The following is a 12,277-nucleotide window of genomic DNA, read 5'->3' on the forward strand; positions in this document are numbered from 1 at the left end:
TTGTGAGCCTCCTCACTCTCCGCAGCACCGAGCCGTTCGGATTCGATCCGCTCGGGCTCGCCGACGCTCACCTGAGCGAAGCCGCCCGCGGGGCGCTCGCCCGGCTGGGGGATGTGCTCGATCACGACGTGCGCCCCCTGCTGGCGAATGCGTGGGAGACGGCGACGATGCCCGCCGCAGTACTCGACGCACTCATCCCGCTCGAGCTGATGCATCCGGAGGGCGTAACCCCCGAAGAGGCGGGATCGTCGCTCTTCTCCGGCTACCGCAACTTCGTGCTGGCGCGAACGGATGCGTCGGTCGCGACGCTGTACAACGCGCAGTCCGGGCTCTTCCGATCGACCGTCGCCCTGGGTGGTTCGCCGCAACAGGTCGCCGCGCTCGATGCGCGGATCGCGTCGTTCGATGTCCGCGGCACGTTCGCGCTGACCGAGCCCGGCCACGGATCGGACATCGCCGGAGGGCTCTCGACAGCGGCCCGGCGCGACGGCGATGAGTGGGTCATCGACGGGGCGAAACGATGGATCGGGGGCGCCGGCGATGCCGACCTGCTCGCGGTATTCGCCCGCGACATCGCCGACGGACACGTCAAGGCGTTCCTCATCACCCGCGATGCGCCCGGCGTCACCCTGACCCGGATCGAGGGCAAGATCTCGCTCCGCCCGATGCAGAACTACACGATCGCTCTCGATGGGGTCCGCGTGGCCGAGACCGACCGCCTGCAGCGCGTCGATTCGTGGCGGGATGTGGCGCGCATCCTTCGGGTGATGCGTTCGGACGTCTCGTGGATCGCCACGGGGTTGCAGGCCGGGGCTCTCGAAGCCGCCGTCCGATATGTCCGCGAACGCGAGCAGTTCGGCCGGCCGATCGGCGGGTTCCAGCTCATCCAGGAGAAGCTCGCGCGGATGCTCGGAAACCTGACCGCTTCGCTCACCCTCGTGACGCGGCTCTCGGTCCGCCAGGACGAGGGCGAGTTCGTCGACGAGAACTCGGCGCTGGCGAAGATGCAGACAGCCCTGTTCGCCCGCGAGACGGTCGCGCTCGCGCGCGAAGTGCTCGGGGGCAACGGCATCCTGCTCGAGCACGATGCCGCCCGGTTCTTCGCAGACGCCGAAGCCGTTTATTCATACGAGGGCACGCACGAGATCAATGCCCTCATCGTCGGGCGCGCCCTGACCGGCGAGAACGCCTTCACCTGACCCGCGGACATCCGCCAACGCGAAAGAGAGAACATCATGACCACCACCGTCGCCTACGCCGACCTGCAGAGCCTCGTCGGACAGAACCTCGGATACTCCGACTGGTTCGACGTCACGCAGGAGCGCATCAACACGTTCGCCGACGCGACCGATGACCACCAGTGGATCCACGTCGACCCCGAGCGCGCCAAGGAAGGCCCCTTCGGCGCCCCGATCGCGCACGGCTTCCTGACGCTTGCCCTGTTCATCCCGCTCTGGGTCGACCTGCTCGATGTGCAGGGCGCGACCACGAAGGTCAACTACGGCCTCGACAAGGTCCGCTTCGTCTCGCCGGTTCCCGCGGGCTCGCGCATCCGGCTCACCGCGACCGTGGCGGAGGTCACCGAGGCCGGCGGGGGCATCCAGATGGTGGTCGACGCGACCATCGAGATCGAAGGCGGCACCAAGCCGGCGGTCGTCGCGCGCAGCCTGCAGCGCTTCTACGCCTGAGCCGCGGGTCGTCCGACGATGCACAACCACGGTGTGGGCGCGTGGATGTCCACGCGCCGCTTGAAGAGCCCGGACAAGGTGGCGCTCATCCACGGCGAGGGTGAGACCCTCACCTATCGCGAACTCGCCGATGACGCGGACCGGGTGTCGGCCCTGCTCTGGCACCGCGGCATCCGCAAGGGCGATGCCGTTGCCTACCTGGGTGAGAACAGCCCGGACTTCTTGCGCGTGCTGTTCGGCGCTGCCCAGCTGGGTGCGATTTTCGTACCTCTGAACACGCGGCTCGCGGCGCCGGAACTCGCCTACATGCTCGCGGATTCTGGAGCGCGCCTGGTGGTTCACGATCCCGAGTTCGGGGAGCGCCTCGCGCCCGGGATCGGCGAAGCGAAGGTCGCGCACGTCATCCCCACGGCCGAAGGCGACGCGTCGCACCCCGGGCTGTCAACGCTCATGCGCCAATCGGCGGGCGGGCATGCGGACGTGACGGTCGTCCTCGACGATCCAGCCGTCATCATCTACACGTCGGGCACGACCGGCAAACCGAAGGGCGCCCTGCTCTCGAACGGCAATCTGACCTGGGTTTCACTCAACTGCATCGTTGACTATGACGTCGTCTCGAACGACGTGAATCTGCTCATCTCACCGCTCTTCCACGTGGCATCGCTCGGGATGGGCGCGCTGCCCGTGCTCATGAAGGGCGGGACCATCGTCCTCGAGAAGGGTTTCGACGCCGGCCGTGTGCTGTCGCTGATCCAGAAGCACAGTGTCTCGATGCTGAGCGGTGTACCCACGACCTACCAGCTGCTGGCGGATCACCCGGACTGGGCCACGACCGACCTCTCGACGCTCGCCAAGCTCACGTGCGGCGGTTCGGCGGTTCCGACCCGCGTCCTCAACGCGTACGAAGAACGCGGTCTGTCGTTCTCGCAGGGGTACGGCATGACCGAGACCTCGCCCGGTGCGACCTCGCTGTCGCCCGCGATGACGCGCGAGAAGCAGGGCAGCGTCGGCCTGCCCCACTTCTTCACCGACGTCCGGATCGCGGACGAGAACGGCGCGATGGTGCCGCGTGGCACGGTCGGTGAGATCGAAATCTCCGGCCCCAACGTCTTCCTCGGCTACCACGGCAATCCCGAGGCGACCGCCGAGGCGTTCACGAGCGACGGATGGTTCCGCTCAGGCGATCTCGGGTACCTCGACGCCGACGGTTACCTCTACATCGCCGACCGGCTGAAGGACATGATCATCTCGGGGGGCGAGAACATCTATCCGGCCGAGGTCGAGAACCTGATCAGCGACCTGCCCGGGGTGTCGGGCGTCGCCGTGATCGGCGTGCCCGACGAACGCTGGGGCGAAGTGCCGTGGGCGGTCGTAACGATGCATGACGAAGCCGAACTCGACGTCGCATTCGTGCGCGAGAGCCTCGACGGGAAGATCGCGCGCTACAAGATCCCGAAGAACGTCGTCGTCGTCGACGAGCTGCCCCGCACCGCCTCCGGCAAGGTGCGAAAGCCCGACCTCAGGCAGCGCTTCGGCGGCTGAACGCACGCCCGTCCCGACTGCCGGCGCTCAGCCGGTCAGCTCGGACGGCGAGAGGGAACGACCGATCATGGCCTCGAACTCGCGTTGCGCCGCGGGCGCCAGCTCGGCGCGGCGCGCCCGATACGCCCGGACCGTGCGCTCGGCGGGCCACGCGGGACCCATGAACTCTGCGGGCAGCCGGGGATCGGTGCGCAGCAGCACGATCCAGTCGGTCACAAGACAGACGAGAGCGGGGAGCGCCGCACCCGCACCATCACGCGCCCCGGGCTCGGACCACGTCTCGAGGAACCGCTCGTGCTCGGCACGAATCGCAGCGATGTCCCAGGCCTCTCGGACGGACTGCGAAACCGGGTACGCCGGCAGGTCCTCCGCCCGGAATGCCGTCACGGCGTTCGCGGGCAAAACGTCGCGCAACGGTTCGAGGGCGGCCACCAAGTCGACCTCTCCGGGTGCGAGCCAGAGGCCGTCCCGGAGCGGGGCGAAGCCCTCCCAGGCCAGGGTCGCACGCAGCCGATATCGATCCGAGCGCTGACCCTCGGGCAACGAGAAGGTCACGAGCGTCCACCCGGTGCCCTGCGGGTCGAACGGTCTCGTCGCGTGCACGCGCTCCGCCGCTTCCCGCAGCACCTCACGCGTGTCCTCGAGCAGACAGAACGCGATCTCGCGGCCGACCTTGACGCGCTCGAGCAGACCGCGGCGTGCCATGCGATCCAACGTGGCCCGGGTCGCGGGTGGCGCAACGGCCGCCCCCTCGAGCACATCGAGGAGCACGCTCGCCCGAACCGGCTCGTCGACGCGGTCGAGCACGAACTCGCCGAGAAGCGACAACAGCAGTTGCTTGGGTTGGCGAGCGCGCACCCTTTCCTCCCCGCGACCGTTCCGTCCGCTCACGCGGTCGGACGGATCGCCTCCCCGCGCTTGGCGCGCTGGATCTGCTCGTAGACATGCGTGCGCAGTTCCGTGAACCGCGGCAGCGCACGCGTCGTGATCTGGTCCCGCTCGGGCGCCAGGTCGATCGCGAGATCTTCCTGAACCCAGGTGGGCGACTTCGAGAGTACGACGACGCGCTCGCCCAGATAGACAGACTCGTCGATGTCGTGCGTGACGAACAGGATCGACATGCCCCGCTCGAGGTGGAGCTGGCGTACGAGGTCTTCGAGGTCCGCGCGCGTCTGGGCATCGACGGCCGCGAACGGTTCGTCCATGATGAGGACCTCCGGCTGGTACGCCACAGCACGCGCGATCGCGACGCGCTGCTGCATGCCGCCCGACAGCTGCCAGGGGTAGCTCTTCGACGCGTGAGCGAGCCCGACCGCCTGGAGAGCGTCGTCGACGAGCTGAGTGCGCTCTGTCTTGGACAGCTTCTTGTGCTTGAGGGGCAGCTCGACGTTGCCGCGGACGGTGAGCCACGGGTACAGGCTCCGCCCGTACTCCTGGAAGACCAGAGCCATGTTGGGCGGTGGCCCCGTGACCTTCTTGCCGTCGAGTGTCACGGTTCCCGCGGTCGGCCCCAGCAGGCCCGCGATGCACTTCAGCAGCGTGGTCTTGCCGCATCCGGACGGGCCGACGATGACGACGAGCTCACCGCGCCTCATCGAGAAACTGATGTCGCCGATCGCCTCGACGTTGCCGGTGGACGATTCGTAGACCTTCTTGAGGTTCGTGACCTCGAGGAGCGTTTCAGGCACGCTCCACCTCCTTGATTCCGTGGTACCAGCGCAGGACGCGGCGTTCGACGATGGTGAAGATGACAGAGAGCAGAACACCGATCAGGCCGAGCAGCACGATGCCGCTCCACATCTCGGCGATCAGGTAGTTCGTCTGGAAGAACTTGATCTGGTAGCCGAGGCCAGCCGATGCGTAGAACAGCTCCGAGATGACCATCATGATCAGGGCGACCGACAGGGTCTGACGCACGCCCGCCATGATGCGGGGGCTCGCGGCCGGCAGAACGAGATTGAACAGGCGCTCCGAACGTGTGAGCGCGAACGATCGGGCCGTCTCGGTCATGACCGCGTCGGTGGAGCGCACTCCCTCGATCGTGTTCAACAGGACGGGCCAGAGCGAGCCGGCGACGATCACCACGACCTGCATCGTCGGGTTCGTACCCAGCAGCGCCGCGATGACGGGAATCAGGACGGGCGGCGGAATGGCGCGGAAGAACTCGAGCATCGGTTCGAGCAGCTCGCGCAGCCAGCGCGTGAGGCCGATGATCGTGCCTGCGGCGATGCCGATGGCGACCGCGAGCACGATCGCAATCGCCAGTCGCGCCACACTCGGTACGACGTCGGTGAAGAAGGCGGGGCCCACCCAGGTGTCGACGAAAGCCTCGTAGATCGTGAAGGGGCTCGGGAAGAACTGCGCCGGAGCGAGTGTGCCCCAGATGCCCCAGACGACGAGCAGCAGGATCGGGAGCCCGACCGCGTAGAGCGTGCTCTCGCCGAGCTTGGCCCACACGCGGGACTTCTGTCGCGGGGTGCGTACGGTGCTGGTGTACAGAGTCACAGGACATCGTCCCCTCGTACGGACTGATGCCACGACAGCGTGCGTCGCTCGATGGCCCGGAAGACGAGGTTGATGATCAGGCCGAGAACGCCCGTCACGACGACGATCGCGTAAACCGTCGTGTAGTTGCCGATTCCGGCGGCGACCGCGAGCTCACGGCCGAGCCCCGGGTTGCCGATCGTCATCTCGGCCGTGATCGCCAGGATCAGCGCGACCGCGGCCGCGAGACGCAGTCCGGTCATCAGGTAGGGCAGAGCGGTCGGCAGCACGAGATTCCGGATGCGCGAGGCCCGCGGCAGGCCGAAGCTGCGCGCCGTGTCGCGCGCGACGGTGTCGATGTCCGCGACCCCGTAGAGCACCTGGACGAAGATCTGCCAAAAGGCGGCGTAGACGATGATGATCAGCGCCGCCTGGATCTGCAGCCCGTAGGTCAGGATCGCAAGCGGGATGAGCGCGACCGACGGGATCGGTCGTAGGAACTCCACCACGGTGTGCGTCGCCCGTCGGAGGAACGGCACCATGCCGACGATCGCGCCGAGCGCCGTACCGGCGACGGTCGCGATGGCGAGACCAATGGCCCACGCCGTCATGGTGCGGCCGACGTTGCGCCAGAACTCGAGATCGGACATCTCGAGCCCGAGTTGGCCGAACGTGTCGGTCGCCGAGGGCAGCTGTTCGGGGTTGACCCAGCCGAGCGTCGACGCCAGCTGCCAGGTCGTGAGAAAGCCCACCACCCCGAGCGCTCCGAGGGCGACCTTGCGAGCCGAACGCAGATTACGTCCGCGCCGAAGACGCGCACTCGTTTCGGGATGCGGCGCCGAGCCGGTGTCTGCCGGCGCGTCGATGACGGTCACGTGCGCTCCTGATGCTTGCGGGGAAGGGGATGCGGGGCGAGGGGGATGCCGCCGGAATCGACGCATCCCCCTCGAACCGTTACTGCTGCTGCAGCAGTCGCTCGAAGTCGGGCAGCGCGTCGATGTACTCGTACTCGACGGCGAGATCGCCGAGCGTCTCGATGCTCTCCGTGTCGAGCTCCCAGGTGAACGTCGGCAGCACGATGCCGGCCGCTGCCTCTGCCGGGATGTCGAGCCCCGTGGCGATGGCTTCGCGCACGGCGTCCTCGTTGTCGGCCGCGTAGGCGAGGGCCTCGGCCATCGCCTCCGAGTACGACGCCACGAGCTCGGGGTCCTCGTCGAGCATCTTCTGCGTGGTGATGTTGGTCAGCACGGTCAGACCCGGGATCACGGCCTGATAGGGCGACACGACCGACACGCCACCTGCGCCGAGGACGATGCCCCGGAACGGGTCGGGAACCCACGCGGCGTCGATCGTGCCGGCGTCCAGTTGCGCCTTGGCCTCGGGGAACGCGACCTCGACGAACTCGATGGTCGACGAGTCTCCGCCGTCCGCGTCGACTGCCGCGCGAATGGTGAGGTCGCCCGCGGCGCCGAGGGAGTTCACCGACACCTTCTTGCCGGAGAGGTCCTTCGGGCTCGCGATGCCCGAATCGCCGAGGGCGACGACCGCGTTCACGTCCTCGCCGTCGGCGAGGCTGTTGGCGTAGTCGCCGATGATCGCGATGCCGAGGTCTTGCAGGTCGGCACGGATGGGGCCGAACGGCTGCCCGATCGCGAACTGGATGTCTTCGCTCAGCAGGGCGGGGATCGCCTGGGCGCCACCCTGCGCGGGCACGACCTCGACGTCCAGGCCGTGCTCTTCGAAGATGCCGGCGTCGATGGCCGCCCAGAGGGCGCCCGTCTCGGCGATGGGGAGCGCGGCGACGCGGATCTGGCGAAGTTCGCCATCACCCGATTCGCTCGGCGCGGTGGACGGGCTGGCGCCCGAATCGGTGCATCCGCTGAGCGCGATGGCAGCCGTGGCTGCGATGGCGATCGCGGCAAGACTCTTCTTCACTGATAAGCCTCTCGTCGTCGGTCAAGGGTCGCCGCCGCAGCTTCGGAAGACTCGCCCAGGCATCACTGCTCGAACGGGGGACACAACACTGTGGTGACTCAGTCATCGTGAGTCACCACAGTGCCAATGTCAAGGTTTTCGTGACGCCCGTCACGTAATTGTTGAATAACGCTTTCTCTGAGGGTCAGAGCGGGTACTGCCCGGGCTCCCGGCGCATCGTGATCCAGCGCGTCTCGGTGAACGCGTCGATGCTCGCCTGAGCGCCACCGTGGCGTGAGCCCGTGCCCGACGCACCGGTACCGCCGAAGGGGGCGTTCGCCTCGTCATTGACGGTCTGGTCGTTGATGTGCACGATGCCCGTCGGGATCCGCTGCGCCATCGCGAGTCCCCCGAGCACGTCCTTCGTGACGATGCCGAGCGACAGGCCGTACTCGGTGTCGGATGCGAGCGCCACCGCCTCGTCGTCGGTGGAGTACGAGACGACGGATGCCACGGGCCCGAAGACCTCGTCGCAGTACGCCGCGGCGTCCTTCGGCGTGTTGGCGAGCACGGTCGGACGGTAGAAGAGGTCTTCGTACGTTCCGCCCGCTCGCAGTTCGGCGCCCTGGGCCACCGCATCCTGCACGAGTGTGTGCACACGATCGCGCTGGACCTCGTCGATGAGGGGCCCGAGGTGCACCGGGCCCGCTGCCGGGTCTCCGACGTGCATGGAGTCCGCCTTCTCGGCGAGCGCGGTGACGTACTGCTCGTAGAGCGATTCGTGCACGATGTGCCGGCCGACCGTCATGCAGATCTGGCCCTGGTGCAGGAACGATCCCCACGTGGCGAGGTTCACCGCCTGCGCCACATCCGCGTCCTCCCGGATGATGAAGGCCGAGTTGCCGCCGAGCTCGAGGTGGGCGCGCTTCAGGTGGCGACCCGCGAGCTCACCGACGATCCGTCCGGCGCGGGTGGATCCCGTGAAGGCGATGACGCGCACGCGCGGGTCGGCGACCATCGCCTCGCCTACGTCGGCACCGCCCGGGACGAGCTGGAGCAGTCCCTTCGGCAGTCCCGCCTCTTCGAAGATGCGCACCATCGAGACCCCGCCGGTCACGACGGTGCGCGGGTCGGGCTTGAGGATGACGGCGTTGCCGAGCGCGAGGGCCGGCGCGACGGCACGGATGCCGAGGATCAGGGGCACGTTGAACGGCGAGATGACGCCCACGACACCGACGGGCATCTGCTGCGCGAACGACAGGCGCGGCTCTTCGCTCGAGAGCACCGACCCGAGCGGCGCGGAGGGGAGAGCGGATGCCTCGTAGCATTCGGCCGCGGTGACGTGCAGCGCGAACCCAGCGAGCGGGGGGATGGCTCCGACTTCGCGGGTGTTCCACCCGCCGATCTCTTCGGCGTACTGCTCCCAGAGCTGCCCGGCGCGGCGCAGAACGGCGGCGCGTGCGGGGTGCGGGGTCGCCGCCCATTCCTTCTGCGCCCGCGCAGCGCCTTCGGCGGCGCGGGTGACGTCACCGGGCCCGGCGATACCGACCGTCGCGAGGGTCGCGCCGGTGGCGGGTTCGAGAGAGGCGGCTGTTCCGCCTTCACCGTCCACCCATTCGCCATCGATGAAGATCTTGCCGCCGAACACCGTCTCGTCGATGAGGGTGCCGGTCGAGGTGATCGTGCTGGACATGTCGTTCTCCTCCGTGGGTGCGCCCGGCGTCGTCCGAGCCTTCGTCGATCTATTCGTGAGAGAGCCGAGCGAGTCGCGCCGCGCGGCGCCCCTCGGTACTGAGTGCGAAGCCGCGGCGGATGACCCGCATGGCGTCTTGCGCGAGCCCCACACCGTCGAGGTACGGTGCCCGCCAGATCGCGAGCATGTCGCTCGCCCCGGGCGAGAGTACCTCGCGTGAGAACGCTTCAACACCCAGGCGGCCTGTGTATCCGCTATCGAAAGCGTGGCGGACGAGCTCGGGTACATCGACCGCGCCGCGGGAGAGCCCGCCGCGCCCGGATTGGCCGAGCTCGAGGTAGCCGAGCCGCGGAAGCGCCAGCGTGATCGCTTCGGCGAGGTCCCCCTCTTCGACCGCCATGTGGAAGGTGTCGAGATGGATGCCGAGGTGTTCGGAACCGCTCGCCTCGACGTACCGCATCGCCTGGGCGGCGGTGTTGATCGCCGACGTCTCGTAGCGATTGAGCACCTCGAACGTCATCGTGATGCCGCGCTCGTGCGCGTAGTCGGCGACCCGGCCCACCTCGACCGCGGAGCGCGAGAGCGCGGACTCAGGCGTGGGGCCCGTCGGCGACCCGAACAGCCCGTATGGGACACCGTTCATCTGATCGCCGCCGAGCGCGGCGGTCAGCTCAACGGCAGCGCGCAGGGCTGCGGCGCCCGCGGCACGTTCGTCGGCGTCGTCGGACGAGACATCCGCTCCGGGCAGCTGTCCCGCGATCGTGATCGGAGCGATGCCGCGCGCCGCGAAGACGCGCGCGAGGCCGGCGACATCGATCGATTCGGGATCGAGGGGTGGCAGGACCACCCGGCGGTAGCCGGCCTCGACGAGCGCGTCGAGTGCCGCGGGCAACAGGTCCGACGCCACATCCGCGAGCACCACGTTGAGGTGGCAGGCGACGTCGAGGTCAGGGGGCGCGGATTCTGCGTCGAGGCTCATGGTCCGGGCCTCAGAAGGTCGGCAGGTTGAGCCGCTGCTTGAAGACCGAGTACCCGTCGTCCACGCTCACGACGGTGCCGTTGATGACATTCGCCTCGTCGGACGCCAGGAATGCCACGACGTTCGCGATCTCTTCGGGCTCGGTCATCTTGTTGCGCAGCTGCTCGGCGGCGAACGTCGCCTTCAGCTCGTCGCTGAACTGGTTGATGATGGCCGTGCCCACGCGGCCCGGGGTGATCGCGACGGCACGCACGCCGAACTCGGCCAGTTCATACGCGGCCGAGCGCGTGAACGAGATGACGGCGGCCTTTGCGGCGCTGTAGGTGAACGAGAGCTCGGCGGCCTGCTCGCCATAGATCGACGAGGTGCTGATGATCACGCCACCCGTGCCCTGGTCGCGGAACTGCCGACCGGCGGCCAGGATGCCGTAGTAGACGCCGTCCTGGTCGACACGGATCATGGGTGCGTAGTCGACGGCGGGGTCATGGTCGAGAAGAGGCTTGCCGCCCGCGATGCCGGCGTTGTTGAAGATCACATCGAGCTTGCCGAAGACCTCGACCGCGCGGGCGACGGCGGCCTCGACCTCGGCGAAGACCGAGACATCGACTCCGACGGCGGCGACACTGCCCTCGAAACCCTCACTCGCGATCTCTTGCGCGGCGGCCTGCGCCTGCGCCTGGTTGATGTCGGCGATCATGACATTCGCGCCCTCACGGACGAACTTCCGAACCGTGGCGAGACCGATGCCGCTGGCGCCACCGGTGATGAGCGCGACTTTTCCGTCGAGACGCATGGGTATTCCTCTTCTTCGAGTGTATGGATTCGCAGATCCGGTCATCGTTGGATCGGCGGAAGTGAATGGTGCGGGGGCGGATGCCGGAGCACCCGCCCCCGCGGGCACAGCGGTCGAGCGTTAGAGCTGGTCGGACGGGGTGGTGTCGGCCGCGTTGTCGACCGTGACGAGCGTGACGTCGACGGCGACGAAGTTCTCGGCGGGCATCGTGCCATCCTCCTGGTAGGCCAGGACGTCCTCCATCAACATGTCGAGCACGACGGGCCAGGGCTGATCGATCGTGGCGAGCATGTTGCCGCCGGCCTCGATTGCCGCGAGCGTCTCGGCCAGAGCGTCGACACCCGTGACGGGTGCATCGGATCCCGACTCGGACAGGCCCTGAGCAGCACCGAGCGCCGCGTCGTCCCAGCCGGCCCAGACGGCGTCCAGGCCGTCGGGGTTGGCGGAGAGGTAGTCCGTGACGAAGTTGAGCGCCTCGGTACGACCCGTCGCCGGGTTCGTCACCTGCTGCGGTTCACCGCCGACAACCGTGGCACCCGCGGCTTCGAACGCCTCGACCGCGAAGCCCGAGCGCTGGCGGATGCCGGCGTGCGGGTCGTGGCCGATGACCATCACCGTCTTGCCTTCCAGACCGCCGATGTCCTCGCCGATTGCATCGACGGTGATGTCGACGATCTGCTGCTGGTTCGTCGTGATGTTGGTGGCGAAGGCGTCGGTCGGCTCAGTTCCGGCGTCCATCGAGAAGATGGGGATGCCGGCATCCTGGGCCGCGGTCACGATCGACCCGATCGACGAGACGTCGGTGTACCCGTCGAGGATGACGTCGGCGCCCTGACCGATGGCGCTCTCGACAGCCGGGTTCATCTTCTGGAAGTCGAAGTCGCCCTGGATCATCGTGAGATCCCAGCCGAGCTCTTCGGCCTTGGCCGTGACGGCCTTGACCCACCAGGCGCCGACCGGCGTCTGGTTGCCCGAGGTGAACGCGATGACCTTGAAGGGGTCGTCCTCGCCACCGCCGCCGGTGTTGTCGCCGGAGCCTCCGCCCGAGCAGCCGGTGAGAGCGAGGACTGCAGCGGCTGCGAAAGCAGCCACCACCTTGAATTGTGTACGCACGTATCTACTCCTTTGTGTGATTGCGCTGGTTGTGAGGGATTGATGGCCCCGCGAAAAACGGGTCGCGAGGC

12 protein-coding genes are annotated in these 12,277 nt (G+C 67.9%); 3 read left to right on the forward strand and 9 right to left on the reverse strand.

The window, feature by feature from the left end; genetic code table 11:
• Window positions 1–2 precede the first annotated feature (2 nt).
• Genes ACIQ0W_RS01070 through ACIQ0W_RS01080 form a run of 3 tightly spaced genes read left to right on the forward strand, consistent with a single transcriptional unit; the run spans window position 3 to window position 3,230 of the window.
• Window positions 3–1,199: an acyl-CoA dehydrogenase family protein gene (locus ACIQ0W_RS01070; RefSeq protein ID WP_396641058.1), complete on the forward strand. Its 1,197-nt coding sequence runs from the start codon at window positions 3–5 to the stop codon at window positions 1,197–1,199.
• A gap of 36 nt (window positions 1,200–1,235) precedes the next feature.
• The gene (locus tag ACIQ0W_RS01075) at window positions 1,236–1,688 is read left to right on the forward strand and encodes a MaoC family dehydratase (protein ID WP_396641059.1); all 453 of its coding nucleotides are present in this window, start codon (window positions 1,236–1,238) and stop codon (window positions 1,686–1,688) included.
• An 18-nt stretch (window positions 1,689–1,706) separates the two neighbouring features.
• Entirely contained in the window at window positions 1,707–3,230 is a 1,524-nt protein-coding gene (locus ACIQ0W_RS01080; RefSeq protein ID WP_396641060.1) for a long-chain fatty acid--CoA ligase, read from the forward strand.
• Window positions 3,231–3,257: 27 nt separating this feature from the next.
• Here ACIQ0W_RS01080 and ACIQ0W_RS01085 read toward each other — a convergent pair whose 3' ends face one another.
• From ACIQ0W_RS01085 to ACIQ0W_RS01125, 9 genes are all read right to left on the reverse strand, one after another.
• Complete coding sequence (locus ACIQ0W_RS01085; RefSeq protein WP_051513496.1) at window positions 3,258–4,088, reverse strand: PaaX family transcriptional regulator C-terminal domain-containing protein; 831 nt, start codon at window positions 4,086–4,088, stop codon at window positions 3,258–3,260.
• Between the two features lie 29 nt (window positions 4,089–4,117).
• The gene (locus ACIQ0W_RS01090) at window positions 4,118–4,918 is read right to left on the reverse strand and encodes an ABC transporter ATP-binding protein (protein ID WP_036298628.1); all 801 of its coding nucleotides are present in this window, start codon (window positions 4,916–4,918) and stop codon (window positions 4,118–4,120) included.
• Entirely contained in the window at window positions 4,911–5,735 is an 825-nt protein-coding gene (locus ACIQ0W_RS01095; protein ID WP_396641061.1) for an ABC transporter permease, read from the reverse strand. Before ACIQ0W_RS01095 ends, ACIQ0W_RS01090 begins: the two co-directional genes overlap by 8 nt.
• Complete coding sequence (locus tag ACIQ0W_RS01100) at window positions 5,732–6,589, reverse strand: ABC transporter permease (protein WP_396641062.1); 858 nt, start codon at window positions 6,587–6,589, stop codon at window positions 5,732–5,734. Before ACIQ0W_RS01100 ends, ACIQ0W_RS01095 begins: the two co-directional genes overlap by 4 nt.
• Window positions 6,590–6,668: 79 nt before the next feature.
• The gene (locus ACIQ0W_RS01105) at window positions 6,669–7,649 is read right to left on the reverse strand and encodes an ABC transporter substrate-binding protein (RefSeq protein WP_036298634.1); all 981 of its coding nucleotides are present in this window, start codon (window positions 7,647–7,649) and stop codon (window positions 6,669–6,671) included.
• Between the two features lie 184 nt (window positions 7,650–7,833).
• A complete protein-coding gene (locus ACIQ0W_RS01110) occupies window positions 7,834–9,321 on the reverse strand; it encodes a benzaldehyde dehydrogenase (RefSeq protein ID WP_036298635.1) in 1,488 nt (495 codons plus the stop codon).
• A 49-nt stretch (window positions 9,322–9,370) separates the two neighbouring features.
• Window positions 9,371–10,300: a sugar phosphate isomerase/epimerase gene (locus ACIQ0W_RS01115; protein WP_100814693.1), complete on the reverse strand. Its 930-nt coding sequence runs from the start codon at window positions 10,298–10,300 to the stop codon at window positions 9,371–9,373.
• Window positions 10,301–10,310: 10 nt separating this feature from the next.
• Complete coding sequence (locus ACIQ0W_RS01120) at window positions 10,311–11,093, reverse strand: SDR family NAD(P)-dependent oxidoreductase (protein ID WP_100814692.1); 783 nt, start codon at window positions 11,091–11,093, stop codon at window positions 10,311–10,313.
• 120 nt (window positions 11,094–11,213) lie between these two features.
• A complete protein-coding gene (locus ACIQ0W_RS01125) occupies window positions 11,214–12,206 on the reverse strand; it encodes a sugar ABC transporter substrate-binding protein (RefSeq protein ID WP_157811359.1) in 993 nt (330 codons plus the stop codon).
• Window positions 12,207–12,277: the final 71 nt, after the last annotated feature.

The organism is Microbacterium sp. (assembly GCF_044340635.1).
In the GTDB taxonomy this organism is placed as follows: domain Bacteria; phylum Actinomycetota; class Actinomycetes; order Actinomycetales; family Microbacteriaceae; genus Microbacterium.

Coding starts and splice junctions, on each gene's coding strand:
- ACIQ0W_RS01115 (WP_100814693.1), bottom strand. CDS start 10,300: ATGAGCCTCGACGCAGAATCCGCGCCCCCTGACCTCGACGTCGCCTGC.
- ACIQ0W_RS01075 (WP_396641059.1), top strand. CDS start 1,236: ATGACCACCACCGTCGCCTACGCCGACCTGCAGAGCCTCGTCGGACAG.
- ACIQ0W_RS01110 (WP_036298635.1), bottom strand. CDS start 9,321: ATGTCCAGCACGATCACCTCGACCGGCACCCTCATCGACGAGACGGTG.
- ACIQ0W_RS01080 (WP_396641060.1), top strand. CDS start 1,707: ATGCACAACCACGGTGTGGGCGCGTGGATGTCCACGCGCCGCTTGAAG.
- ACIQ0W_RS01120 (WP_100814692.1), bottom strand. CDS start 11,093: ATGCGTCTCGACGGAAAAGTCGCGCTCATCACCGGTGGCGCCAGCGGC.